Annotated in this window: 20 protein-coding genes and 1 tRNA gene; 9 read left to right on the top strand and 12 right to left on the bottom strand. The window is 67.0% G+C overall.

The genetic code is table 11. From position 1 onward, the window contains the following. Positions 1–2: 2 nt before the first annotated feature. Positions 3–1,283: an ammonium transporter gene (locus CP958_RS04405; RefSeq protein WP_096700781.1), complete on the bottom strand. Its 1,281-nt coding sequence runs from the start codon at positions 1,281–1,283 to the stop codon at positions 3–5. A gap of 349 nt (positions 1,284–1,632) precedes the next feature. Next, a tRNA-Asp gene (locus CP958_RS04400) sits at positions 1,633–1,709 on the bottom strand. A gap of 123 nt (positions 1,710–1,832) precedes the next feature. Between CP958_RS04400 and CP958_RS04395 the strand changes: the two genes are divergently transcribed. Further along, on the top strand, positions 1,833–2,009 hold the full coding sequence (locus tag CP958_RS04395) for a DUF4169 family protein (RefSeq protein ID WP_170958831.1): 177 nt from the start codon (positions 1,833–1,835) through the stop codon (positions 2,007–2,009). 21 nt (positions 2,010–2,030) lie between these two features. Here the strand turns inward: CP958_RS04395 and CP958_RS04390 are convergent, their stop codons facing one another. Further along, on the bottom strand, positions 2,031–3,566 hold the full coding sequence (locus CP958_RS04390) for a CYTH and CHAD domain-containing protein (RefSeq protein ID WP_096700779.1): 1,536 nt from the start codon (positions 3,564–3,566) through the stop codon (positions 2,031–2,033). A 181-nt stretch (positions 3,567–3,747) separates the two neighbouring features. On the opposite strand from CP958_RS04390, the gene CP958_RS04385 reads away from it, so the two are divergent. Then, positions 3,748–5,115 (top strand): tetratricopeptide repeat protein, encoded by a 1,368-nt coding sequence (locus CP958_RS04385; RefSeq protein WP_242442740.1) that lies wholly within the window; start codon positions 3,748–3,750, stop codon positions 5,113–5,115. 97 nt (positions 5,116–5,212) lie between these two features. Next, positions 5,213–6,037: a universal stress protein gene (locus CP958_RS04380; protein ID WP_096700778.1), complete on the top strand. Its 825-nt coding sequence runs from the start codon at positions 5,213–5,215 to the stop codon at positions 6,035–6,037. Here the strand turns inward: CP958_RS04380 and CP958_RS04375 are convergent. The 4 genes from CP958_RS04375 to CP958_RS04360 form a co-directional block, all read right to left on the bottom strand. After that, positions 6,027–6,860, bottom strand: a complete 834-nt coding sequence (locus CP958_RS04375; protein ID WP_096700777.1) for an ABC transporter permease — start codon at positions 6,858–6,860, stop codon at positions 6,027–6,029. The two genes, CP958_RS04380 and CP958_RS04375, sit on opposite strands and share 11 nt — an antisense overlap. Continuing rightward, a complete protein-coding gene (locus CP958_RS04370) occupies positions 6,857–7,804 on the bottom strand; it encodes an ABC transporter permease (protein WP_242442739.1) in 948 nt (315 codons plus the stop codon). Before CP958_RS04370 ends, CP958_RS04375 begins: the two co-directional genes overlap by 4 nt. Continuing rightward, a complete protein-coding gene (locus tag CP958_RS04365) occupies positions 7,795–9,444 on the bottom strand; it encodes a peptide ABC transporter substrate-binding protein (RefSeq protein ID WP_096700776.1) in 1,650 nt (549 codons plus the stop codon). Before CP958_RS04365 ends, CP958_RS04370 begins: the two co-directional genes overlap by 10 nt. 79 nt (positions 9,445–9,523) lie before the next feature. Next, positions 9,524–9,859 carry a hypothetical protein gene (locus CP958_RS04360; RefSeq protein WP_096700775.1) on the bottom strand — a complete coding sequence of 112 codons (336 nt, stop codon included), beginning with the start codon at positions 9,857–9,859 and terminating at the stop codon, positions 9,524–9,526. A gap of 156 nt (positions 9,860–10,015) precedes the next feature. Between CP958_RS04360 and CP958_RS04355 the strand changes: the two genes are divergently transcribed. Beyond that, positions 10,016–12,241: a hypothetical protein gene (locus CP958_RS04355; RefSeq protein ID WP_096700774.1), complete on the top strand. Its 2,226-nt coding sequence runs from the start codon at positions 10,016–10,018 to the stop codon at positions 12,239–12,241. Positions 12,242–12,374: 133 nt separating this feature from the next. On the opposite strand, the gene murA is transcribed toward CP958_RS04355, so the two are convergent. Next, positions 12,375–13,673 carry a UDP-N-acetylglucosamine 1-carboxyvinyltransferase gene (gene murA / locus CP958_RS04350; RefSeq protein WP_096700773.1) on the bottom strand — a complete coding sequence of 433 codons (1,299 nt, stop codon included), beginning with the start codon at positions 13,671–13,673 and terminating at the stop codon, positions 12,375–12,377. An 86-nt stretch (positions 13,674–13,759) separates the two neighbouring features. Between murA and CP958_RS04345 the strand changes: the two genes are divergently transcribed. The 3 genes from CP958_RS04345 to dctP all read left to right on the top strand — a co-directional run bounded on the left by CP958_RS04345 (position 13,760) and on the right by dctP (position 17,747). Next, a complete protein-coding gene (locus CP958_RS04345; protein ID WP_096700772.1) occupies positions 13,760–14,425 on the top strand; it encodes a hypothetical protein in 666 nt (221 codons plus the stop codon). 116 nt (positions 14,426–14,541) lie between these two features. Then, entirely contained in the window at positions 14,542–16,692 is a 2,151-nt protein-coding gene (locus tag CP958_RS04340; RefSeq protein WP_096700771.1) for an adenylate/guanylate cyclase domain-containing protein, read from the top strand. Continuing rightward, positions 16,689–17,747 carry a TRAP transporter substrate-binding protein DctP gene (gene dctP / locus CP958_RS04335; RefSeq protein ID WP_096700770.1) on the top strand — a complete coding sequence of 353 codons (1,059 nt, stop codon included), beginning with the start codon at positions 16,689–16,691 and terminating at the stop codon, positions 17,745–17,747. The genes CP958_RS04340 and dctP overlap by 4 nt, the downstream gene beginning before the upstream one ends. A 3-nt stretch (positions 17,748–17,750) precedes the next feature. Here the strand turns inward: dctP and panE are convergent, their stop codons facing one another. The 3 genes from panE to nifJ form a co-directional block, all read right to left on the bottom strand. After that, a complete protein-coding gene (gene panE / locus CP958_RS04330; RefSeq protein ID WP_096700769.1) occupies positions 17,751–18,671 on the bottom strand; it encodes a 2-dehydropantoate 2-reductase in 921 nt (306 codons plus the stop codon). Positions 18,672–19,067: 396 nt separating this feature from the next. After that, positions 19,068–19,526, bottom strand: a complete 459-nt coding sequence (locus CP958_RS04325; RefSeq protein ID WP_096700768.1) for a hypothetical protein — start codon at positions 19,524–19,526, stop codon at positions 19,068–19,070. Between the two features lie 475 nt (positions 19,527–20,001). Beyond that, positions 20,002–23,598 (bottom strand): pyruvate:ferredoxin (flavodoxin) oxidoreductase, encoded by a 3,597-nt coding sequence (gene nifJ / locus CP958_RS04320; RefSeq protein ID WP_096700767.1) that lies wholly within the window; start codon positions 23,596–23,598, stop codon positions 20,002–20,004. Positions 23,599–23,837: 239 nt separating this feature from the next. Between nifJ and CP958_RS04315 the strand changes: the two genes are divergently transcribed. After that, entirely contained in the window at positions 23,838–24,248 is a 411-nt protein-coding gene (locus tag CP958_RS04315) for a PAS domain-containing protein (RefSeq protein ID WP_096700766.1), read from the top strand. Positions 24,249–24,271: 23 nt separating this feature from the next. Here the strand turns inward: CP958_RS04315 and CP958_RS26245 are convergent, their stop codons facing one another. Next, entirely contained in the window at positions 24,272–24,415 is a 144-nt protein-coding gene (locus CP958_RS26245) for a hypothetical protein (protein ID WP_170958830.1), read from the bottom strand. A 248-nt stretch (positions 24,416–24,663) separates the two neighbouring features. Here CP958_RS26245 and CP958_RS26240 point away from each other — a divergent pair. Next, positions 24,664–26,316 (top strand): Ig-like domain-containing protein (locus CP958_RS26240; RefSeq protein WP_197706346.1); only part of this gene is annotated, 1,653 nt, incomplete at its 3' end.

The following is a 26,316-nucleotide window of genomic DNA, read 5'->3' as shown; positions in this document are numbered from 1 at the left end:
ATTCAGCCGGCCGCCCGGCGCTTGTTGGCCGAGTGCACCGACATGGCGAGGCCGTCGTCGTGCACGGTGGTGGCGTCCTCGGGATAGGCGCCGATCTGGTGGATGGAAAGATCGGCTCCGGCGAATTCCTCCTCGTCCGACAGCCGGATGCCGAGGGTCGCCCTGAGGCCGCCATAGACCGCCAGGCCGCCGATCAGGCCGATGGCGGCGCCGATGACCGTGCCGAGCACCTGCGCGCCCAAGCTGACGCCGCCCAGGCCGCCCAGGGCCTGCTGGCCGAACACGCCGCAGGCGATGCCGCCCATGAAGCCGCACATGCCGTGCAGCGCCCAGACGCCCAGCACGTCGTCGATCTTCCACTTGATCTGGCACAGATTGAACAGCCAGACGAACATGCCGCCGGCGATGCCGCCGGTGGCCAGGGCGCCGATGGGATGCATAACGTCCGAACCGGCGCAGACGGCCACCAGACCGGCCAGGGCGCCGTTATGGATGAAGCCGGGGTCGTTGCGGCCCACCACCAGACTGGTGACGATGCCGCCCACCATGGCTAGCAGCGAGTTCATGGCGACCAGACCGGAAATGTCGGCGATCACCTGGGCGCTCATGACGTTGAAGCCGAACCAGCCCACCGACAAAATCCAGGCGCCCAGCGCCAGGAAGGGGATATTGGAGGGCGGGAAGGCCACCAGACGGCCGTCCTTGCGATAGCGCCCCAGGCGGGTGCCCAGCATCAGCACGGCGGCGAGGCCGATCCAGCCGCCCACCGCATGCACCACCACCGAGCCGGCGAAGTCGTGGAAGGCCACGCCGAACCAGCCCTTCATCAGCTCCTGGAAGCCGAAGCGGGTCCCCCACACCATGCCCTCGAACAGGGGGTAGACCAGCCCGACCAGCAGGGCGGTGGCCATCAGCTGGGTGTTGAACTTGGCGCGCTCGGCGATGCCGCCCGACACGATGGCCGGGATGGCGGCGGCGAAGGTGGCCAGGAAGAAGAACTTGACCAGATCGTAGCCCGAGGCCGCGAAGGCGTTGCCGGTCTTGCCGATCAGCACGTCGGCGCCCACCAGGAAGCTGGTGCCGTAGGCGACGGAATAGCCCACGAAGAAATAGACGATGGTCGACACCGCGAAGTCCGAGAGGATCTTGACCAGTGCGTTGACCTGATTCTTTTTCCGGACCGTGCCGACCTCCAGGAAGGCGAAGCCGGAATGCATGGCCAGAACCATCACCGCTCCCAAGAGGATGAACAATACATCGGCGCCTGTTTTCGTGGTCTCCATTTGCTTCCTCTGCCCAAAAATGCTGCCGCCGCCGCGGGATGGCGGCCCGGCTTCAAGATGCATGCCAAATGCCAGAAGCTTGGATAGCTTAATGGAAACAATGAGTTGCTGTATGCGTATTTTTTGTGCCGCCGGTCATTGCCTGCAAATGGGGCAATGGGCCGAGGCATTGGCTTAAAAAAGCGGCAAAGAATGGCGTTCAAGGCGCCTGCGGCAAGGGGTGTGACTCGTTTATGGGCAAAAATATTTCATGGCGAATATTTGTGCATTAAACTGGGCGGGGCCATAACGCAAAACGCCGGTCCCTGGAGGGACCGGCGTTTGCGATGCCATTCCTCGAGAAGAGGAATGGCGCGAGTGACGGGGCTCGAACCCGCGACCTCCGGCGTGACAGGCCGGCGCTCTGACCAACTGAGCTACACCCGCGCGAGGGCCGGTGATATAGCAGTCGAATCCGGGGGGCGCAAGCCTCTTTCTTTCATCGATGCGATTCGACAGCGGAATAAGCGACTCTATAGAGTGATGGTGCATTGCTCATGGGAGGTGGCCGTGGCGGACATCGTCAATCTCAACAAGGCGCGCAAGGCGCGCGCCAAGGCCGAGGCCGAGGAGACTGCCCGGAACAACCGGGTGCGCTTCGGCCGCAATCGCCAGGAAAAGGAAGCGGCGAGCCGCGAGACCGAGCGGCAATCCCGTGACCTGGACGGCAAGAGGCTGGACGAATAGGGCTCTCTCCGAGGCCCGATCTTATTTTTCGTCCCAGGGCACCGGCAGGGCGCGCCAACGCTTCCACGCCTTGTCGGCATCGCCGAGCAGGGCGGTGCGGCGGCTCTGATGCCAGCCGGCGATCACGCCGGCGGCGCGTGACGAGCCCGCCTCGGCGCCGCGCCCCGACAGTTTCGGTCCGGCCACGGCGATGTCGTTGAGCTGGCCCAGCACATCTTGCAGTTCCGACAGTTCCGCCAGGAACAGCTTGGTACCCTTGCGCGGCGACAGGGGGGCGAAGAATTCGCCGGCATAGCGGACCTGCTTGCAACGGATGCGCACCGCGTGTTGATGCTCGGGCGGCAGTCGCGACAGAGCCTCGCCTCCCTCCTTCAGCAGGCTGCGCACCGCCTTGCCCACCCGGCGGGCGGCGAAGGCGGCCACCGGCTCGGCCAGACGCTTGGGCGGCGGACCGCCGGGGGGGCCGAGCCAGTCACCGGTTTCCACCCAGCGTCCCAGGTTGAGGATCATGGCGGCGTAGCGCCGCGACCGCACGGCGGCGATGGCGGCGGCCAGCTTGGTCTCGCGATCCTTGCTCCAATGGGTGTGCAGGGCGATCAGGCCGGTATCGTCGGGATGGGCGGCCAGCACCGGATCAACGATCTCGGACAGGAACACCTCGGCGTCGCGGGCCGGCCCCAGATGGGCCAGCAGCCAGCGCAGGTCGTCTTTGACCCGGCCGAGGTCGGGGCCGGCGGTGATGCTCTTGAAGACCTTGATGGCCGAGCGCAGGCGGCGCATGGCCACCCGCATCTGGTGGACGGCCTCGCCGGCCTCGGTGGCCAGCAGGCAGCGCTCGTTGAGCATCAGGTGCTCGAGGCAGGCGCGGGCGATGGCGCGGAAGGCCTCCTCCACCGTCATGGCGGATGTCAGGACCGGCATCTTGGCCTTCACCACGGGCGAGGACTTGCCCGCCGCCAGCCGGTATCCCCGCTCCGACTTGCTGAGGCAGAGCGGGTGGGCCGCCACCTCCTTCATGATGCGGGCCGCCAGTTGGAACAGATGGGCCGGCGTGCCGCGCACCAGCTCCAACTCCACCTCGCAGATTTCTTCCCGCCGGTCGCCGGCCTCCACCGTGCCCCGGTCGAGCGCCACCTCCACCTCCCAGTCCTTGCCGCCCAGGCGCAGGATGGTGCGCTCCACCTCGGTGGCGAAGACGGGGGACAGGCGTTCGGTCAGACTCTCGTCGGCAAAGGCGGCCAAGCCGGTCAGACGCAATTGCCCGTAATCCAGATCGGCGGCGGCGAGCGGTACTTCCCACTCGTCGCGGTCGAACAGGCCCGAGACATTGGTGCCGGCGGACTTCACCGTCTGGACGAAGCCCTTGCCGGTACGCCGTATCCGGGCGGCGATGCCCTGGGCGGCCAGGGTGAAGTCGGGCGTGTCGTAATAAATGGAGGACAGGCGCTTCGACACCGGGTCGGCCAGCCGCCCGGTGTTCAGGCAGGGGCGCGCGGCGATTCGGGCCATCTCCTCGGGCGCCAGCGCCAGCTTCAACTCGATTTCCCGGCCGTCCATCGCGTCCCCCGGTCGATCCGGCAACTATACCAGCCGCCGCGCTTCCAGCCATTAGCAAAGTGTGAACCTTCATTGACGCATTATGGCGGCAAGGCTGAAAAGGTCTTGTCCCGTCCGTCCCGATATGAGAGTCCGGGAGGGGCGGATGATCGTGCCATGTTGGGGGACGAGGTCTATGAGCATGAAAGGCTTGCGCAGGGGCGTCCTGGCCGTGTCGCTGGCGGCAGTGCTGGCGGGGTGCGGCGTGCTGAACGATCCGCGCGGCTTCACCGATGCCGTGATGAAGTCTCCCCTGCTCGACGACGATTCCAGCGAAAAGGCCATGAGCGCCCTGACCCGCGGCGAATACAGCACCGCCGAGCGTCTGGCCATCGAGGCGCTGCGGCGCAATCCCAAGGACCCCTACGCCCTCTATACCGCCGGCATGGTCTATCAGGCTACCGGCCGCTACGATCTGGCCCGGCAGTATTACGAGGTGATCATCGCCAACCGGCCGCAGGTGACCCTCACCACCCCGTCCCAGGGCGGGCCGCAGGTGCGCTCGCTGATCGACGTGGCCCAGGCCAACCTGCTGGTGGTGGACAAGTTGCTGGGCCGCACCGTGGCCGGCTCGGCGCTCCGTTCGGGGCGCGGCACCGACATGACGCCGCAGACCTTCGAGCCCATGGTGCCCCAGGGCGTTTCGCGCGGCGCGGTGGCCGCCGAGCCGCTGGGCGAGCCGGGGCAGGCCATGCCGGCCTCCATGATGTCGACGCGGGGCGCCACCCAGGCGGAAACCAACGTCGCCACCCGTTTCCGCACCCTGCGCCGCCTGCTGGACGAGGGGCTGATCACCCCCGAGGAGCATGCCCGGCGCCGCAATACCAATCTCGGCGCCCTGCTGCCCTATTCCTCCTCGCTGCCGCCGGCCCAGGGGCTGGAGCGTCCCGGCCCGACCGAGGAGCAGGTGGTGGACCGCCTGCGGGCCTTGGGCGTGGCGCTGGAAAGCCGCGCGTTGTCGCCGGCCGAGCACGGCGCCGAGCGTCTGGCCATCCTCGACGCCCTGCTGCCGGCCGAGCCGCGCAGGGTGGAGATGCCGATTCTGCCGCCCAAGGATGTGATGGAGGCGGCCACCGCCGTCGGCCGGGTCGAGCGCCTGCGCGCCGCCAATCTCGTCTCCACCGAGGAAGCCAAGCGCGAAAAGGCCGCCGTCGAGAAGGTGCTGGACAGCCAATTGGCCAAGCAACCGGTCTCGGGCACCGCCGCCGGGCTGCGCCAGGCAACGGCCAACGGCAACGGCGCCAAGTCCCCGTCGGGCGGCGGCACTCCCGGAATCGGTCTCGGCACCGCCAAGACCGAGGATGCGGCGCGTGATACCTGGACCAGGATCAAGGCCAAGTTCCCCGAGGAACTGGCAAGCATCGACGCCAGCTTCCCCAAGGTCGACCAGGGTGAGCGGGGCACCCGCTGGCGCATCGTCGCCGGCCCCATGAAGAGCCGTTCCGACGCGGTGAAGTTGTGCAAGGTGCTGAAACTGCACCGCCAGGCCTGCGAGGCGACCAGCTATTAACGTCATTTGAGCCGGTCTGACCTTCGGTGGGGAGGCTTGGTGAAGCCGGCCTTCCCAGGCTAGAATAGCCTGTCGCCAAGCTTGCGGGGGGTGCGCCATGACGTACAAGGATATCCTGGTCCATGTGGACGATCACCCGCGCGCCCGGGTCCGTCTTGAACTGGCGGCCGGCCTTGCCGCCCGCTTCCAGGCCCATCTGATCACCCTCAACGTGCGGGATCAGGAATTGCTGCCCTCCCATCTCACCGCCCAGTTCGGCGGCGACCTCAACCAGATTCGCGCCGCCGGCGATGCCGAGGCGGCCCGGCGGGTCAAGGCCATGGTCGATGCCGTCGATATCGGGCCGGGCGTGACGCGGGAATGGCGCGATGTCACCGGCCCCATGGCCGAGACGGTGGCGCTGCACGCCCGCTACGCCGACCTGGCGGTCATCGGCCAGGCCGAGTCGGGCGGCGATGCGCTGCGCATGGCCGACGAACTGATCATGGCGGTGGGCCGTCCGGTGCTGGTGGTACCCTTCGCCGGGCGCTTTCCCACCCTGGGGCGCCGGGTGATGGTCGCCTGGAACGGCGGCCGCGAGGCCACCCGCGCCGTCCACGACGCCCTGCCGCTGCTGAGCGGGGCGGAGACGGTGCACGTCATCGCCATCAATCCCAGCCACGGCATGGCCGGGCACGGTGATATTCCCGGTGCCGACATCTGTCTGCACCTGTCGCGCCACGGGGTCAACGCGGTGTGCGAGCACGTGGCCTCGGACGACCTCAACGTGGGCGAGATGCTGCTGTCCCGTGCCGCCGACGAGGACGTCGACCTGTTGGTCATGGGCGGCTATGGCCGCTCCCGCCTGCGCGAGATGGTGCTGGGCGGCGCCACCCGGCACATGCTGGATTCCATGACCGTGCCGGTGCTGTTCAGTCACTGAGGCGTTTGGGGTCCAGCGCCTTCTGCAGTCCGTCGCCCAGCAGGTTGAAGCCCAGCACGGTGACGAAGATGGCGGCGCCCGGCCAGAAGGCCAGCAATGGGGCACTCCATACCACATCCATGGCGCCGGTCAGCATGTTGCCCCAGGACGCCAGGGGCGGGCGGATGCCGAGGCCCAGGAAGGACAGGGCGCTTTCGATCAGGATGATGTTGCCCACCGACAGCGTGGTGGCCACCACGATGGGCGAGGCGACGTTGGGCAGGATGTGGCGAAGCATGATACGCGCCGGTCTGGCGCCCAGTGCTTCGGCCGCCCTGACGAAATCCCGCGAGCGCACCGACAGGGTGGCGGCACGGACCAGCCGCGCCACTCCGGTCCAGGCGACGCAGGCGATGATCACGGCGGGGCGCAGCACGGCGAACGCCTCGGACTCGGTCATGCCGGGCGGCACGCCCAGCTTGGCGGGGTCGGCGGCGGCCAGCACGATCAGCAGCGGCAGCAGGGGCAGCGACATCACCCCGTCGGTCAGGCGCATCAGCAGGGCGTCGGCCTTGCCGCCGTGATAGCCGGCCAGCAGGCCGACCAGGGTGCCGATCAACGCCGCCAGCAGGGCGGTGACGGCCGCCACGCTGAGGGAAACCACCCCGCCCTGGGCAAGGCGGGCGCCGATATCGCGGCCCAGATCGTCGGTCCCCAGCGGATGCTCGGGCGACGGCGGGCCGAAGCGGGCGATGAGGTCCAGGGCGTCGGGAGCGGGCAGCAGCCAGGGAGCGGCCAGGATCGCGGCCAGCAGCAGGGCGAGGATGACGGCGCCGCTCCTCATTTCCGGCCGATCCGGGGATCGAGGCGCAGATAGGCCATGTCGGCCAGGATGGAGCCGGTCAGCGTCATGGCGGTGGCCAGCAGAAGCCCCGACAGGGCCAGATTGAAGTCGTTGCCCATCACCGCCTCGTAGATCAGGCGGCCCATGCCGGGCCAGGCGAACACCGTCTCGGTGATCAGCGCGCCGGAGAACAGCCCGCCGAACTCCAGCGCCACGATGGTGGTGATGGGCAGCAGGGCGTTGCGCAACTGATGGCCCAGCACCACGCGGGTCGGGCCGCACCCCTTGGCGCGGGCGGTGCGGATGTAATCGGCGCCGGCCTCGCCGATCATGGCGGCCCGCATGTGCCGCGCCGCCTGCCCGATGCCGGCCAGGGCCAGGGCGGCCACCGGCAGCACCATGTGACGCAGGCGGTCGGCAAGGCCGCCGCCGCCCACGGTCTCGACTCCGCCGGCCGGCAGCATTCCCAGGCCGACGGCGAACACCACGATCAGCATCAGGCCCAGCCAGAATACCGGCACCGACACCGAGGCGAAGGCCAGCAGGTTGACCAGCCGGTCGAGCGGACCGCCGGGCCTGAGCGAGGCGAGGATGCCCAGCGGAATGGCGACGGACAGCGAGAGCGCCATGGCCGACAGCATCAGCAGGGCGCTGTTGCCCAGCGCCGGAGCCATGGCCTCTGCCACCGGGCGGGCGTACAGGCGGGAATAGCCCAGTTCTCCCTGGATGAACTGCCCCAGCCAGCGCAGCCAGCGTTCCATCCACGGCTGGTCGAGGCCATAGAGCGCCTTCAGCCGCACCGCGTCGTCCGGGGTCAGGCGGGGATCGCCGGCGATCATCAGGTCGATGGGATCGCCGGGCATCAGACCCATCAGGCCGTAGACCACGAAGGACATCAGCAACAAGACGAGGACGGACTGGAGCAGGCGGGCGCTCACTCCCACCGCCAGTTCTCCGCCCAATAGGGGGAGGGGTCCTGATGGCCGGTGGGCTGTACCCCCTTCAATTCCTTGGGCAGGATGAAGGAATCCGACTTGAAGAACAGCGGCAGGGCCGGCAGATCGGCGGCGTAAAGGGCCTGGATGTCGCGCCAGATGGCCTTGCGTTTGTCCTTGCTCAGTTCCACCTCGACGGAATCGAGCAACTGGTCCATGGCCGGGCTGGCATAGCCGGGGTAGTTCTGGCCCGACCAGTTGTTGCCGGCATTGGGGATCATGGAGGAGTGCAGTGTCGAGCGCGGCACGCTCTCGGGCGCCGAGTACCAGGCGAACAGCGCCATGTGGGGGAATTTGCGCCGGGTCACCGTGTCGCCGAACATCACGCGGGGCGGCTCGGTCTTGATCCGCAATTCGACGCCGATCTTCTTCCACTGGGCCTGCATCACCTGGGCGATCAGTTCGCGCGAACGGTTGCCGGCGGTGGTGACCAGTTCCAGGGAAAGGCGCTCGCGCCGGTGATTGACCCGGACGCCGCCCGGTCCGACCATCCACCCGGCCTCGTCCAGCAATTGATTGGCGCGGACCGGATCGAAGCTCGCTTTCGGCAGGTCGGCGGCGAAGACCCAGTCGAGCGGCGGCACCACGGATTCGGCGACGATCTGGCGGCCCTCGAAAAGCTGGCGCGAGATGGTCTCGCGGTCGAGGCCCAGCAGCAGGGCGCGGCGTACCTTGGGCTCGGACAGCAGGGACGACGACAGGTTGAGGTCCAGGTGCTCGTAGCTCAGGCTGGGCTTGGTGATCACGTTGAAGCGGGCGCCATGGCGCTTCTCGAAGGCCAGGCTCTGCTCCAGCGGCAGGCCCAACTCGCCGGCGATCATGTCGACGCCGCCCGACAGCAGGTTGGCCTCCAGCGAGGCGGTATTCTCGATGGCCTTGATGACGATGCGCTTGAAGCCCGGCTTTGTCCCGCCCCAGTAGGTGTTGGGCTCCAGCACCACATGACTGCCCTGGACCACCGAGGTGATGCGGTAGGGGCCGTTATAGAGGCCGGGATTGGTGGAATCCTGGTCGTAGGCGGTACGGTTGCGGTACTCGGAGGGGGCGCCTTCGAAGCGCTTGCGCTCGATATGAGCGGGCAGCAGGTGCAGGTCGTTGATGGCGTTGTAGTCGAAGGTGACCTTGTCCACATGCAGGGTGAAGGTGCGGGAATCCTTGACCTCGACCCGGGTGATGCGGCGGAACAGTTCGGCCGCCGCCACGCCCGACTGGGGGTGGCGGCCCACCTCCCAACTGAACACCACGTCGTCGGTGGTCACCGGCGTGCCGTCGGCCCATTTGGCGTCGGCGCGCAGTGCATAGGTGGCGGCGATCCCCTTTCTGCCGCCCTCCAGCGTTTCCACCTTGGCCAGCCCGTTCTCGATGGTCGGCAGCTTCTCGCACAGCAGGCAGGTCAACTGCCACGAGGCATCGTAGGCGGTGATGGGACGATGGGCGAAGGCCAGGACATAGGTCTTGGCCAGCATGGACTCGATGGACGGGTTCAGCGTCGCCGGAAACTGGGTGATGCCGATGGCGAGCTCGTCCTTGGCCCAGGCCGGGGCGGCGAGCATGGTCGAGACGATCAGGGGGGCGAGGAATTTGCGCATCCCCCTAGAATCAAAGTCCCGCCCCCGACTGTCAAGCCGGGGGCGGGACTTTGCGCAATTGATTGCTACTGGGCCGGGTCTACTGGGTGGGGGCCTGGATCAGGCTCTGGCGCATCGGGCAATCGGCGGGCAGCTTGGTCGGATCGATCTTGCCGTCCGGGCCGACGGCCGAAGCCATCATGCCGCGTCCCATTCCGGGACCACCACCCCACATGGCGTACCCAGGGCCGCGCCCGAAGCCGGGACCCTGGCCGGGGGTGAACGTGCCGTCCTTGTAGGCCTTGACCATCTGCTCGTGGCGCCAGCCCGGACCCCAGCCCTGCCGGGTGGTGGACTGGTCGGCCGCATTCGCGGTGCACGAGGCGACGACGGCGACGGCGGCAAGGGCTGCGAGGGTCTTGAGGATGGTCTTCATGATAGCCTCCTATCACTCTTCCCCGCTCATGTTTGTATTAGAACATGCGAAGGTAACGAGGCGATGTCTGCCGGAAGGGTGGGGGTAACACAGTGTAACGCTTGCCTCCGCTCTCACTTCGGGCATGATTGAACGGTTCAATTCCAGGGGGCGGACATGAGCGACGAAACCGGCGGCAACCAGGGGCCGATGCAGTGGAAGTTCTTCCGGGCCGGCGGCTTCGACCAGGTCCGGCTCGACACCGGCCGGGCGCTGATGAGCCTGGGGTCCCTGGACCAGAAGCTGTGGGCGGCGCTGTCCTGCCCGACGCGGGGCATCGAGCTGGACCAGCGCACCCTGGACATCATCGATGCCGACAAGGACGGCCGTATCCGCGCCGGCGAGGTCATCGCCGTGGTGGAATGGGCGGGAAACCTGCTGAAGCAGCCCGATCTGCTGCTGCGGCGCGAGGACGCGCTGCCGCTGGAGGCCATCGACGATTCCAAGCCCGAGGGACGCGCCGTGCTGGCGGCGGCCAAGCGCATCCTGGTGAAAAGCGGCAAGGCCGACGCCCACACCATTACCCTGACCGAGGTGGCGGGGGTGCAGGAGGTGTTCGCCGCCAACGACTTCAACGGCGACGGCATCGTGCCGGCCGAGATCGTCGAGGACCGGGCCTTGCGCTCGGTGATCGAGGACATCATCGCCTGCCTGGGCGGCGAGACCGACCGCGGCGGCCTGCCCGGCGTATCCATGGATAAGGTGAAGGCCTTCTTCGAGGCCGCCGAGGCCTATGCCGCCTGGGCCGGCAGGGCGGACGGGGATGCCGATCTCAACCCGGTGGCCGGCGAATCCGGCAAGGCGGCCGAGGCGGTGGCGGCGGTGGCGGCCAAGCTGGACGACTGGTTCACCCGTTGCGCCCTGGCCGCCTTCGACGCCCGTGCCGCCGGGCCGCTCAACCGTTCGGAAGAGGATTGGGCCGGGCTGGCCGGGCACCTGCTGTCGCCCGAATCCCCGGAACTGGCCGATTTCCCCCTGGCGGCGGTCACCGCCGGAGCGGAACTGCCGCTGGGGGCCGGGCTCAACCCCGCCTGGGCCGCCGCCATGGACCGCTTCCGGGCCGAGGTGGTGGTGCCGCTGCTGGGCGAGCGCCAGACCCTGTCGGCCGAGGATTGGGCCGGGCTCAAACGCCGTTTCGCGGCGCGGGCCGCCTGGGCGAAGGATATGCCCGAAGGGCCGGTGGGGGCGCTGGGCACCGAGCGCATCAAGGCCATCCTGGGCATGGAGGCCCGCACCGCCATCGAAGCGCTGATCGCCCAGGACCTGGCCCTGGAGGCCGAGGCCATGGCCATCGATTCCGTGGACAAGCTGCTGCGCTGCTGCCGTGATCTGGCGGTGCTGCTCAACAATTTCGTCGCCTTCCGCGACTTCTACACCAGGAAGCACAAGGCGGTGTTCCAGGCCGGCACGCTGTTCATCGACGGACGGTCCTGCGACCTGTGCGTCAAGGTGGAGGAGCCGGGCAAGCACGCGGTGATCGCCACGCTCAGCCGCATCTACCTGGTTTATTGCGAATGCCGCCGCCGGGGCGTCGAGGACAGCGAGAAGATGTACATCGCCGCCGCCGTCACCGACGGCGATTCCGACCAGTTGATGGTCGGGCGCAACGGCGTGTTCTATGACCGCAAGGGCGTGGACTGGGATGCCACCATCGTCCACCTCATCGACCATCCCATCAGCATCCGCCAGTCCTTCTGGGCGCCCTACAAGAAGGTGGGCAAGATGATCGCCCAGATGGTGGAGAAGGCCGCCGCCGCGCGGGCCAAGGCCGCCGATGATCAGGTGGCCGCCGTCGCCGTGTCGCCCAAGATTCCCCTGCCGGGCGCCAAGCCGGCCGCCCCGCCCGCCGCACCGGCCCCGGCGGCGTCCGCCGCCGCGCCGGCCGCTCCCGCCCCCTTCGACGCCGGACGCTTCGCCGGCATCTTCGCCGCCCTGGGTCTGGCCATCGGCGCCATCGGCACGGCGCTGGCCTCTGTGGTCACCGGCTTCCTGGCCTTGCCGTGGTGGCAGATTCCCCTGGCCCTGTTCGGCGCCATGCTGGCGGTATCGGGGCCAAGCATGATCATCGCCTCGTTCAAGCTGCACCAGCGCCACCTGGGGCCGATCCTCGACGCCAACGGCTGGGCGGTGAACACCCATGCCCGCATCAACATTCCGTTCGGAACGGCGCTGACCCATCTCGCCAGGCTGCCCGAAGGCGCCCAGCGTTCCCTCAAGGACCCCTATGCCCAGAAGGAGCCGCCGTGGCGCTCCGCCGTTTTCGCCGTGGTGGTGGTGGGTGCCGTGGCCCTGGCCTGGAAGCTGGGCTGGCTCGCCAAGGCTGTCGCCCTGCTGCACAAATAGGGTTGTTCACCACGAAGGCGCGAGGGCACGAAGGATCACGAAGAGGAAGAAAAATTCCATTCCTTCCTCCTTCTTCGTGCCTTCGCGCCTTCGTGGTGAATCCACCGAATCCGCGTTAGAACCGTGAAATACCCTACTCCGCCGCGCCGTCCTTGAGGCGCTCGATCCGGGCGCCGCAGGCGGCCAGCTTTTCCTCGACCCGCTCATAGCCGCGATCCAGGTGATAGACGCGGTTGACGATGGTCTCGCCTTCGGCGGCCAGGGCGGCCAGCACCAGCGACACCGAGGCGCGCAGATCGGTGGCCATCACCTGGGCGCCCGACAGCTTGGGGGCGCCGCGCACGATGGCCGACGAGCCGTGGACGTTGATCCGCGCTCCCATGCGGGTCATCTCGGGAACGTGCATGAAGCGGTTCTCGAAGATGGTCTCGGTGATCATGGAGGCGCCCTTGGCCGTGGACATCAGCGCCATCAGCTGGGCCTGCATGTCGGTGGGAAAGCCGGGATAGGGCTCGGTCATGATGTCGACGCCGGTGATCTCGCCCCGGTCGGCGGAGACGCGCATGCCGCGCGGAGTCTCCTCCACGTGGACGCCGCATTCCATCAGCACCTTGTTGACCGATTCCATCAGGTCGAAGCGGGCGCCGACCAGTTCGATATCGCCCCTGGTGATGGCGGCGGCCACGGCGTAGGTGCCGGTCTCGATGCGGTCGGGGACCACCGAGTACTCGGCGCCGTGCAGACGCTCGACGCCCTGGACCCTGAGGGTGCCGGTGCCGATGCCCTCGATTTTGGCGCCCATTGCCACCAGGCACTCGGCCAGATCGGAGACCTCGGGCTCGCGCGCCGCGTTGGCGATGACCGTCTCGCCCTCGGCCAGGGTGGCGGCCATCAGGATGTTCTCGGTGCCGCCCACGGTGACCTGCGGGAAGATGATGTGGGCGCCCTTGAGGCGGCCCGGGGCGGAGGCGACGATATAGCCGCCGTCCAGTTCGATCCTGGCGCCCATCTGCTCCAGCGCCTTCAGGTGCAGGTCGACGGGCCGCGTGCCGATGGCGCAGCCGCCGGGCAGGGAGACGCGGGCTTCGCCGAAGCGGGCCAGCAGCGGCCCCAGCACCAGCACCGAGGCGCGCATCTTGCGCACCAGATCGTAAGGCGCGGTGGTGTTGCCGATGGTGGCGGCGGTCAGTTCCAGCACCCTTCCGGTATGGCCGCCATTGGTGGCGCTGCCGTTCAGCGCCATGGTCACCCCGTGCTGGGCCAGAAGATTGGCCATGGTGGTGATGTCCACCAGATGGGGCAGGTTGGACAGCGCCAGGGTTTCCTCGGTCAGCAGGCAGGCCGGCATCAAGGCCAACGCGGCGTTCTTGGCGCCGCCGATGGTGATGGTGCCCTTGAGCGGCGTCCCGCCGACGATGCGGATCCTGTCCATGCTTGGTCCTTGAGGCGAAGGGGAATCAGAGGCGTCCTTTAGCGCCCCCCCTTGCCAAGGTCAAGGTCCGCGACTAAAACCCTGCCATGATCCTCACTCCCATCGACCATACCGGCTTGGCCGGGCTGAAGAGCGGCTTCGAAGAGGCCCTGGCCATCGACCCGCTGGCGCTTGCCGTGTTCCGCCGCGTCACCGCCCTGGTGCCCGACGATGATCTGCTGACGCTGTCCACCGACCCCGAGCATCAGAAGGGAGCGGTGGAACTGTGCCGGCGCTTCGGCTTCAAGATTCTCGAGATGAGCCCCCAGGAGCACTTCACCTGGGACGGCGAGGCGGTGGCGGTTCATCTGGAGCCCAGCGTGCTGATCCATGAGGTGGCCCACTATCAGCTATCCTCGCCCGAGCGCCGGCCGGTGCTGGATTTCGGTCTGGGGGCCGGGCCGGAAACCGGCCGCAAGGCCGAGGCCGACGCGGTGCAGTCGCTGTTCCTGCCCGAACGCGACGTGGAGGAGGGGCTGTGCTCGCTGCTCGGCATCCTGTGGGAGGCCGAACTGGGCCAGCCCGCCGTGCTGGCCTTCCTCGAGCAGAACTGGCTGGAAGGCGGCACCAGCCTCCACAACCTCGCCCATTTCCGCAAGGTGGTGCGCTGGCTGCACGAGATGGGGCTGATCGACGATACCGGTGCTCCCACCATGGGCCTGCGCGAGGAAGGCGACGATACCTTCTTCATCCGCTGGTACGCCGATTGCTGATCGGTCGCCCGTCGACCATTCATGGAATTCACACGTTCCCGACACAATCCGTAACTATTCCAATCCGGATGGCTGGTCTATAGTCCGCATGGAATTTATGGTTTTTGGGGGGCAGGGTGAGTGAGCGGTCGGAACGGCCCAGAATCCGGCTGAGAGTCGGCATCGCCGCCATCTTCCTCGGTATCATGCTGCCGCTGACCGGGTTGATGACCACGGTCCTTTACCGCCAGAACTCCCACCTTGCCGCCGAGCTTGCCCAGAACGCCATGGACGGCGCCACCCGTGACGTGGTGTCGGGGGTGCGCAACCTGCTGGTCCCCATGGCCCGCGTGGTGGACCTCTCCACCGCCTTCGGCAAGGCCGAGGGGGAGAAGCTGCGGCGGGTCGAGACCCTGCGCCCGCTGATCGACACGCTGGAAGCCTTTCCCGATCTCTATGCCCTGTTCTTCGGCTTCGCCAAGGATGGCGCCTTCTACGAGGTGATCCGCCTGCCGCCGCCGGGCGGCAAGGGGCTGCTGGGCCGCCATCCGCCGCCCGAGGCCCGCTTCGCCCTTCGCATCATCGACGCCGTCGAGGGCGAGGTGGTGGACAGTTGGATCTACATCACCGCCTGGGGTGACGTGGTCGGGGTCGAGCGGGCTCCCAAGGCGGTCTACGACCCGCGCCGCCGCTCCTGGTACAAGGCGGCGGCGGAAACGCCGGGCGTCGCCACCTCGGGCGTCCATGTGTTCAGCAGCATCGGCAAGCCCGGTCTGACCCTGTCGCAGCGCCTGACCACCGATGACGGCGCCCTGATGGGGGTGTTCGCCGCCGATCTGCTGACCGAGACCCTGTCCCGCCATCTGGCGGAGCGGGCGGTGGGAACCAAGGGGCGGATCTTCATCCTGGACGAGGAGAACCGCCTGCTCGGCTATCCCGATCCGGAGCAGGCCGTCATCCAGGGACCCGAAGGGCTGGAGATCGCCCGGGTCGATCAGATCGCCGACCGGGTGGTGGCCGACGCCGCCCGCCTGCGCACCTCCCTGGGGGACCGCTTCGAGGCCGGGCTGGGAGCCGGGGGCGAGACCTATCTGGTATCCTTCACGCCCTTTCCCGAGGATTTCGGCAAGCATTGGACCATCGGCGTGGTGGCGGCGGAAAGCGACTTCATCGCGCCGCTGCGCCGGGCCAGTCTGCGGATTTTGCTGATCGGCACCGTCTTCCTGATCCTGGCCGGCGCCGGGGTGGCCTGGGCATCCCGTCTGCTGACGCGGCCCATCGAGGCGTTGACCGGCGAGGTGCGCGACATCGAGAGCCTGAACCTCACCGCCGATACCGTCATCCGTTCCGCGGTCATCGAGGTGCACACCCTGGCCGAGGCCTTCAGCCGGATGAAGGCCGCCCTGCGCTGCTTCGCCGCCTATGTGCCCAAGGATCTGGTCCGCAACATCATGAACTCGGGCGGGGTCGCCACCATCGACGGCGAGCGGCGGCCGCTGACCATCCTGTTCACCGACATCCAGGGCTTCACCCATACCTCGGAGTTCATGGCTCCCGAGGACGTCGCCCACCGCCTGTCCATCTATTTCGAGATGATGTCGGGCGAGATCATCCAGCACCGGGGAACCATCGACAAGTTCATCGGCGACGCCGTCATGGCGTTCTGGAACGCGCCGAACCTGGATGACGACCATGTGGTCAACGCCTGCCGCACGGTGCTGGCCTGCCGGGCGTTGTCCGAGCAGTTGAACCACGATCTGGTCGCCAATGCCTTCCCGCCCATGCCGACCCGCTTCGGCCTGCATTCCGGGATGGCGGTGGTCGGCAATGTGGGTTGCAGCGACCGCATGCAGTACACCGCCCTGGGAGCCGAGGTGAATCTGGCGTCGCGCATCGAGGGTCTGAACAAGATATTCGGCACCTCGATCCTGGCCACCGGCCCGGTGGAGAAGGAGGGGCGCGGGCACTTCCTGTTCCGGCCCCTGGGCGTGGTGGCGCCCGCCGGGGTCAGCCAGCCGGTGCCGCTGTTCGAACTGGTGGGGGCACTGGAGCCCGGCGCCCCCTATGCCGCCGACGAAGGGCAGCTCCAGGCCTGTTCCGAGTGGAACGCCGCCTTGAAGCTGTATCTGGCCCAGGATTGGGCCGGTGCCGCCCAGGCTTTCGAGGCCTATCTGGCGGCTCATGGCGAGGACGGGCCGGCCAGCCTGTATCTCGGGCTGGTGGCCGGTCATCGTGCCGCACCGCCCGGCGAGGGCTGGGACGGCGTGCTTCACTTCGAGGGGAAATGAGCAGCATGCCCGGTCGCCGTTCCGTTCTCCGCGCCGCCGCCGGCGGCCTGGCAGCCTTGGCCGCCATCCGCGCCGCCCGTGCGGAGCAGCCCGCGCCGCCGGCTCCGGTCCGCGAGATTTTTCTGGCCCACACCCAGAAGCAGAATTCGGCCAGCAATCCCACCGCCGCCATGGCGGCCGAGTTCAAACGGCAGGTGGAGGGACTGACCGAAGGCCGCCTCAAGGTCGGCATCTTTCCCGCCGGGCAATTGGGCGGCAACCGCGAGATCGCCCGGCTGATCGGGCGCAACGTGGTGCAGACCGGCTTCGCCACCATCGGCGGGGTCGCCCCGGCCTATCCGCCGCTGGCCATCACCCAGATTCCCTTCGTTCCCGCCTCGGCCGAGGCGGCGCAGGCCGTCTATGACGGCCCGTTCGGCATGATGCTGGCCGAGGGGCTGGAGCGGCGCACCGGCATGATGGTGCTGGGCTACGGCGATGGCGGCGGGCTGTCGGTGGTGACCAATTCCCGCCGGCCGATTCGAACGCCGGAGGACATGCGCGGCCTGAAGATCCGCGTGATTCCCGGCTTCAAGTCGCAGGAAACCATGGTCGGTGCCCTGGGCGCGGTGCCGGTGGCCATCTCGTCCCGCGAGGAACTGGCCGCCCTGTCGGCCGGAGTGGCCGACGGTCAGATGAATACGCCGCAGGTCATCCTGTCCAGCCGCTTCGACGAGGTGCAGAAATACGTCACCCTCACCGATCACCTGTATTCGCCGCTGATCTGGCTGTTCAACCGGCAATGCTTCGACAGCCTGTCCGCCGAGGAACAGCAGGCGGTGCGCCGGGCGGCCGACGCGGCCCTGACGGTGGGGCGGGCCCTGGCGCGGAGCATCGAGAATTCCGAGCGCGGCCTGCCGGCGCTGTTCCGCCGCATGGCGGCCACCCGCCTGTCCGCCGAGGAGCGCGACGCCTTTCGCCGGGCGGCCCAGCCCGCCGTCATCCGGGAGGTCTCCCTTGACCTTGACGACGAGGGCCGCCTCCTGCTGGCCGAATTCCTGCGGCCGCAGGCCTGACTCTCAGGCTTTCCGTCTGATTTCGTAGGCCTGCAGATGGGCCAGCGCGGTGCGCAGCATCGGTGCCGCCACGCCCGCCGCCCGGGCGCGGCGCAGCATGTCGCCGACGATGTGCTCGCCCTCGGTGGGGCCGCCGGCCTCCAGATCGCGCATCATGGAGGCGGTCATGGCCGAGCCCTTCTGGGTGAGGAAGCCCAGCGCCAGATCGCGGGCCTCGGGGCGCGGCCCATGTCCGGCCCGCGCCGCCACCGTGGCGCATTCCTCGAACGTCTCGCGCATCAGGGCCTCGCCGTCCCCGGTATCCATGATGGTGCCGACGCTGGCCCGCATCAGACAGGTCATGCTGGCCAGCGGGGCGAGCAGAACATACTTCTCCCAGGCTTCCTGCATGACCTCGGGGGAATGGCGGGTTTCGCAATTGGCGCCGGCAAAGGCCTTGGCCAGCGCCTCGGTGCGGGGCGAGGTGCCGCCCGAACGCTCGCCGAAGGTGATGCGGTGGATGGCGTTCATGTGCAGAATCTCGCCCTCCTTGCCCAGGGTCGAGAAGATGTGGCACAGCCCGCCGATCACCCGCCCGGCCCCGAACGCCGCGTCCAGCGCGCCGTAATGGGCCAGACCGTTGAGAATGGGCAGAACGGCGCTGTCCGGTCCCACCGCCGGAGCGATGGCCTTGATGGATTCGTCCAGGTCATAGGCCTTGCATGACAGCAGGACTACGTCCCAGTGACCCGATAGGGTGTCGGCGGTGACGGTCTTGACCGCCAGCCGGGCGTCACCGTGCGGGCTTTGGATGCGCAATCCCTTCTCGGCCAGCAGGGCGGCGCGCTTGGGGCGTACCAGGAAGGTCACGTCCGCTCCGGACTCGGCCAGCCGCCCGCCAAAATAGCCGCCGGTCGCCCCGGCACCCAGGATCAGGATACGCATCTCTCGTCTCCGGTATTACCACTGGCGCCGAGGCTAACGGAGACGGGGAGGGGGCGGCAAGGGGAAAGGTGCACGGCCTGGATGAGTTCGATTCAAGCGGGGAACGCCGATGCGAGAGCTTCGCCCTCGCACTCCCACCAGGAGCCTCGGCTCCTGGACCTGATGGGCTGGGGAGATTGCATGATGCTCACGGATTACTGTCAGGTGGACTCCATGCCGGCCCTTTCCGCTGCGGTCGGAAAGGGCCGGTTCTGTCGCGTGTCGATGAAATTAGACTTTGAGCCGGGCAGGTATGCTAAGCCCCTCTCCTGAGTTCGGTCGGTCCTCCGGTGGCCATAACATCGATATCAAGTGCTGGGTTGCACCCCAGCGAACCGAGCGCCTAGCGGCGGAGTTTCAGGTCTGCTTGATGGTCGCGCCGCCGGTCATGACGATGGAACACCCGGTTCCAACCTCAATAGAGGTTCCCTGGCTGCGCAACGAGGTATTCCCTCCAATCACCGTCTTGCCAGTGGCACCAGCGCCACCGCCAGTCACAAGTACCTTGGAGGAAATCCGTGCTCCTGCGATTTGGACTTCACCGTGCTGGTGGTCAAATTTGATCCCGTTGAGAGCTTCCAGGACTCCCGCATCGATCTTGATCAATCCGTTGGACGCCTCGGCGACGATCACGCCCACGGCGTCCCGGAAAACCTTCTCGATATCTTGAAGGTTGCCGGAGGTCTCCGCTTGCGCAGCGGCTTTAGCAAGATCGGGGCGACGGGCCGCCACATAGTCGAACGCGAACTTGAGCGCTTCTTTCGAGATGTCCACTGTGGCATGCGCGGCCATCGCAATCAGGAAATGTTCAAGCATAATCCCTCCGAAAAATCCACCCAGATATTACGATCAAAAGATGTTCGGCGCAATAAATATAAACGTTTGAGGGGGCGCGCAGTCGACGCCTCATTATACGCGGCCGCAGCCAAAAGCGCCACTCCGCCTGTGCGACGTAAGCGTAGCCATCTCCCCCAGCATCCGGTAGGCAAGGGCTGACCGGGCGCGTCCGCTATGGAGACGTTGCTAAGATCAAGCTAACGACCATCATGGGCGCAGAGCAGCCAACGCTATATTGATTCCTGATTACATACCGCCTGTCTTCTGTGCCGGCCAATGGCTGGATAGGTGGTCAGCTTGGGTCCTTTACCGGAAGTCCGGATGAACCAACGAAAAAGCCCCTCCCGTTTTCGGAAGGGGCTCTCTCATCACGCTCCCCCGATGAATTCAAAGGGGGGCCGGGGCAAAAGCCCCGGATGGGTTTGGGCGATAGCCCAATTTCGCGGCGGCAACTCTACTCGGCCGCCTCCTTGCCCCCCACCGGCGGCGGGGCGTCGGGCAGGCCGGCGAAGCGGCGCAGCATGGCGAAACGGCGGCGCAGTTGGGTTTCGGCGCTTTCCACCAGCCGGCGGTACCGCTCGGGATCGGCGCGTTCCACCATCTGGAAGCGGGCCTCGCCCTTCATGAAGTCGTACAGCTTGCCGTTGGGCTCCTTGCTGTCCAGCGTCAGCGGGCTTTCGCCGGTGCCCATCTTGCGCGGGTCCCAGCGATAGAGCGGCCAATAGCCGGCTTCCACCGCCATCTTCTGCTGGTCCAGGCCATGAGCCAGATCGTAGCCGTGGGCGATGCAGTGGGAGTAGGCGACGATCAGCGACACGCCGGGCCAGGACACCGCGTCCTGGAAGGCGCGCATGGTCTGCACGTCCTTGGAGCCGAAGGCCACGTTGGCGACGTAGACGTCCTCGTAGGCCATGGCCATCATGCCCAGATCCTTCTTGGGCAGGGTCTTGCCGGCGATGGCGAACTTGGCCGAGGCCCCGATGGGGGTCGCCTTGGACTGCTGGCCGCCGGTGTTGGAGTAGACCTCGGTGTCCATGACCAGGATGTTGACGTTTTTGCCCGAGGCGAAGACGTGGTCCAGGCCGCCATAGCCGATGTCATAGGCCCAGCCGTCGCCGCCGACGATCCACACCACCTTTTCCACCAGATAGTCGGCCACCTGCTCGAGCTGGCGGGCCTCCACCGTCTTGAGCCCGGCCAGCACCTTCCTGAGGTCGAGGATGCGGCCGCGCTGGGCGGCGATCTCCACCTCGGTGGCCTGGGGGGCGTGGGCGATCTCGTTGGACAGCTTTTCCGGCACCTGGCCGGTGGCGGTCAGGGCCGCCAGCAGCAGCCGGGCGTGGTTCTTGTGCTGATCCACCGCCAGACGGAAGCCGAAGCCGAACTCGGCGTTGTCCTCGAACAGCGAGTTGGCCCAGGCCGGGCCGCGGCCCTCGGCGTTCTGGGTGTAGGGCGTGGTGGGCAGGTTGCCGCCATAGATGGACGAGCAGCCGGTGGCGTTGGCGATCATCAGGCGGTCGCCCCACAACTGGGTCATCAGCTTGATGTAGGGGGTCTCGCCGCAGCCCAGGCAGGCGCCCGAGAATTCGAACAGCGGCTGCAGCAACTGGGCGGTCTTCACCGTCGGCGTGCCCAGCTTCTCCTTGTTCACTTCCGGCAGGTCGACGAAGAACGCCCAGTTCTTCTTCTCGGTCTCCAGGATGGGGTCCTTGGGCTCCATGCGGAGCGCGATGCGGTTGGGGTCCTTCTTGTCCTTGCCGGGGCAGACCTTGACGCACAGCGTACAGCCGGTGCAGTCCTCGGGGGCCACCTGGATGATGTAGGCGTCGCCCTTGAACTCGTTGCCGCGATAATCCATGCGCTTGAACGAGGCGGGGGCGGCCGCCATGTCGGCGGGCGAGGCCACCTTGGCGCGGATGGCGGCGTGCGGGCAGACCAGGGCGCACTTGTTGCACTGGATGCACGGGCCTTCATCCCACACCGGAATCTCGGCGGCTATGTTGCGGCGCTCGAAGCGGGCGGTGCCGGTCGGCCAGGTGCCGTCCACCGGGAAGGCGGAGACCGGCAGGCGGTCGCCGTGGTTGGACAGCATCAGGGCCGAGACGCGCTTGACGAAGTCGGGCGAGTCCTCGGGCACGATGGGGGGCAGGGCGCGGTTCGAGGTGGCCTCGGCCGGAATGCTCACCGCTTCCAGGTGGTGCAGGGTCTCGTCCACCGCCTCGAAGTTCTTGGCGACCAGCTTCTCGGACTTGCGGCCGTAGGTCTTCTCGATGGCCTTCTTGATGTGGCCGATGGCCTCGTCCCTGGGCAGCACGCCCGACAGCGCGAAGAAGCAGGTCTGCATGATGGTGTTGATACGGTTGCCCATGCCGGTGGCCAGCGCCACCTTGCGGGCATCGATCACATGGACCTTGAGCTTCTTGTCGATGATCTCCTGCTGCACTTCGCGCGGCAGATGGTTCCACACCTCGTCCTTGGGGTAGGGCGAGTTCAGCAGGAAGGTGGCGCCCGGCGCGGCGTAGCGCAGCACTTCGTACTTGTCCAGGAAGACGAAGTGGTGACAGGCGACGAAATCGGCCTCGTCCAGCAGGTAGGCCGACTGGATCGGCTCGGGGGAAAAGCGCAGGTGCGAGATGGTGATGGCGCCCGACTTCTTCGAGTCATAGACGAAATAGCCCTGGCCCTGGAAGCCGGCATTCTCGGCGATGATCTTGATGGAGTTCTTGTTGGCGCCCACCGTGCCGTCGGCGCCCAGGCCGAAGAACACGGCGCGCTTGACCTTGGGCTGGTCCAGCTTGAACGACTCGTCCGGGGTCAGCGACAGGTGGGTGACGTCGTCGGTGATGCCCACGGTGAAGTGGGTCTTGGGCTTGGCCTTGGACAGTTCGTCGAACACCGCCTTGGCCATGGCGGGAGTGAACTCCTTGGACGCCAGGCCGTAGCGGCCGCCGATGATCAGCGGGTCGGCGGCGGTGGCGCGGTTGCCCGCCGCCTTGGCCTCGGCCAGGGCCGCCAGCACGTCGAGATACAGCGGCTCGCCGATGGCGCCCGGCTCCTTGCAGCGGTCCATCACGGCGATGGCGCGCACGCTGGGCGGCAGGGCGGAAATGAAGGCGTCAATGGAGAACGGGCGGTAGAGGCGAACCTTCAGCACGCCCACCTTCTCGCCCCGGGCGGCCAGGGCGATGGCGGTCTCGTGCACCGTTTCGGCGCCCGAGCCCATGATGATGATCACCCGCTCGGCCTCGGGATGGCCGCAATAGTCGAACAGCTTGTAGGCGCGGCCCGTCAGCTTGGCGTAGCGGTCCATTTCCTGCTGCACGATGCCGGGGCAGGCGTCGTACCAGGGGTTGCGGGCTTCCTGCATCTGGAAGAAGGTGTCGGGATTCTGGGCGGTACCGCGCAGGGACGGATGGTCGGGCGACAGCGCGCGGGCGCGGTGCGCCGCGATGCCGTCGGCGTCCAGCAGGTCCAGCAGGTCCTCGTCGTTCAGTTCCTCGATCTTGGTCACCTCGTGCGAGGTGCGGAAGCCGTCGAAGAAGTGCACGAACGGTACCCGGGCCTTCAACGTCGCGGCGTGGGCGACGGCGGCCATGTCGTGGGCTTCCTGGCCCGAGCCCGAGGCCAGCATGGCGAAGCCGGTCTGGCGGCAGGCCATGACGTCGGAGTGGTCGCCGAAGATGGACAGGCCATGGGTCGCCACGGTGCGCGCCGTGACGTGCATGCAGAAGCTCGTCAGCTCGCCGGCGATCTTGTACATGTTGGGGATCATCAGCAGCAGGCCCTGGCTGGCCGTGAAGGTGGTCGCCAGCGACCCGGCCTGCAGCGCGCCGTGCACCGCGCCGGCGGCGCCGCCCTCGTGCTGCATCTCGGCCACGTCGGGGATCACGCCCCAGATGTTCTTGCGCCCTTCCGAGGCCCACTGGTCGGCCAGCTCGCCCATGGTGGAAGAGGGCGTGATCGGATAGATCGCCGCCACCTCGCTGACCCGGTAAGCCACCGAAGCGCACGCCTCGTTGCCGTCGACCGTGATCAAAGCCCTGTCTGCCATGTCTTTCCCACTCTCTAAGTTTATTCGCCCGTTTTGGGCCTTGGAAAACAGGCACGATTCGACGTCGCGCGCCGTTTCCGAAAGGCTCGGAAGAATAGACGGCGGGTCCGCGGGACCGCAAGTCCCTTACGAATTGCCCCCTCAAAAAGTAATAAAATTATGCTGGTTGTACCGGGGCTTCCGGTTGCGGTCCACCGGTGCTAGAAGGTGGGCCACCGATTTCTTGCGCAGAGGGCCTGATGTCCGGGAACCCGTCGCCGCCGTGGCACATCCTGACCGACACCGACATGGTGGCGGCGCTGATGGACGTCATTCCCCATCCCATTTTCTTCAAGGACCGGGAGGGACGCTATCTCGGCTGCAACAGCCATTTCTGCCTGATGCTGGGCTATGGCCATGACGAAGTGGTGGGCAAGACCGTCTTCGAGATCGCGCCGTCCAATCTGGCCCAGGTCTACCACGAGGCCGACATCAGGTTGATGGAAACGGGGGGGACCCAGTGCTACGCGTCTTCGGTGAGGTATGGCGACGGCCTGACCCGGCGCGGCGTATTCTTCAAGTCGGTGTTCCACGACAAGGCTGGAATCGCCGCCGGGCTGGTCGGCATGTTCTATCCGATGGAATTCATGCTCCACGTCATCGACATGTAGTCGGATCGTTATGGCGCCGTGGGCTAGGCGGCCCGCTGCGTTCCCTGTTGCCGGCGCAGCAGTTCGATGCTGGCCAGTGACCAGATGGGGCTTCCCTGGACCTCGCGGTCGGCGACGATGCGCTCGACCAAGGGCAGGGGAATATTACGAATCCATTCCTCAAGCACGGCGGCGTCTCCTTTTGCTGCGGTGCACAATGACTGTATCGCCGAAGGTCTTCCGGATGCCATGTCCGTGAACGCAAGGGGGCCATGCCGAGAGTGCAATGGTCATACCGGCGCTTCGTCCTGGCCGGTCTCCGCCATACGTATGTACCGAAAGGTGGTTGCATATCCATACGCCAGGCGCGCATAATACCGGATGCGGACCCGGACCTCCTTGAGGCCGGGTATTTTTTTGCCTGGGGAGTTCTGCTATGGCCGACAACAACAACTCCAATCCGCCCAACAACCAGCATGCCGAAGACCAGCATGACGGCGCGGGGGAGAACGCACAGCAGTCGCTAGACGACCTGACGGTGCTGCAGAACGTCCAGAACCAGAACATGGGCGACGCCCGCCTGAACGTGGCGCGCTCCGCCGATGTCAGCGATACCCAACTGGGCAACCTCGCCAACGTGCAGCAGGGTTCGACCGGTAACCCGCAGGTGCAGAACCTGCACGGCATCGCCGGCGGGGCCAACATCGCCATCGACGTGAATATCGACGCCGCCAAGGACGGTTCCGTGGCGCCGCCCGAGTTGCAAGGGCTGGCCGCCGACGTCGAGGACGCGGCTCCCACCGTCGCGGCGAACTCCGGCGGCGCCAAGGCGCTCAACGTGCAGGAACTCCCCGACCTCGCCAAGCCCGACGCCGAATTCAAGCCGCAGGATGCGGTGGTCACCCAGCCGGTCAATCTGGCTCCCCCCGGTGGTTTCACTGTCAACACCCAGGTGGCCGCTCCGGCCGGCGCCGTCGAGGCGGCCAAGGATAACGGCCCCGACATCCAGGCCGCGGTCAATCACGCCCCCGTGGTCGATGCGGCGGGAGAGTCCTCGACGCTGCAGGCCGGCACCGTGACCGGCCATGTGCTCGCCCATGACCCCGATGGCGATACCATGTCGTTCCATCTGGTGGATGCCAACGGTCAGGTGACCGATTCCATCACCAATGACCACGGGACTCTGACCATCGACCCGACCACGGGCGAATATACCTTCGTCGCCAATGAGGCGACCAAGCACCTGACCGACAAGCAGAGCGTCAGCGACCTCTTCCAGGTTCAGGTCAGCGATTCTCATGGTGGCACCTCGACCACCAGCGTCCATGTGAATATCGTCGGCACCGACGATGCCCCGACGGTCAGCGTGAGCGACGTCACCACCGCCGACGATCACTCCGCCAAGACCGGCAGCGCGGTGGGCGCCGACATCGATACCGGCGACGTGTCGGGAGCCACTCCGGCCAGCGCCGATACGCTGCATTACGCCCTGGTGGACGGTAACGGCAACCATGTGAGCAGCCTGACCACCGCTCACGGCACGGTGAGCATCAACGCCGACACCGGCGAATACACCTTCACGCCCAATGCCGATGCCGCTCATCTGGTCAAGGACCAGACGGTGGATGACAGCTTCAAGGTGGTGTCCATCGATAACGGTGGTCTGGCCAGTGACCCGGCTTCGGTCAAGGTCACCATCACCGGCAGCGACGACGCGCCGACGGTGACCGTTCACGACCTCGTCACCGCCGATGATCATAGCGCCATCAAGGGCAGCGCGGTGGGTGCCGATGTCGATACCGGCGACGTGGCGGGAGCCACTCCGGCCATTGCCGACAAGCTGCACTACGCCCTGGTGGACGGCGACGGCAACCATGTGAGCAGTCTGACCACCACCCACGGCACGGTGAGCATCAACGCCGATATTGGCGTGGCGGTGGTCGAAGCCCATGGCGATGGCGCCGGGCAGGCGGGCGGAATCGCTGGTGGTCACCACCTTGGTGTGGAAGCACTCGGCTACGTCCATGATGCCGGGATAGACGTCCTGCAGATCGGCGACCCACAGATCGATGGCCCCGGTGGCGAGCAC

It is taken from the genome of Magnetospirillum sp. 15-1, from assembly GCF_900184795.1.
Classification (GTDB): domain Bacteria; phylum Pseudomonadota; class Alphaproteobacteria; order Rhodospirillales; family Magnetospirillaceae; genus Phaeospirillum.
This window is presented reverse-complemented; position numbering and strand designations above follow the sequence as displayed.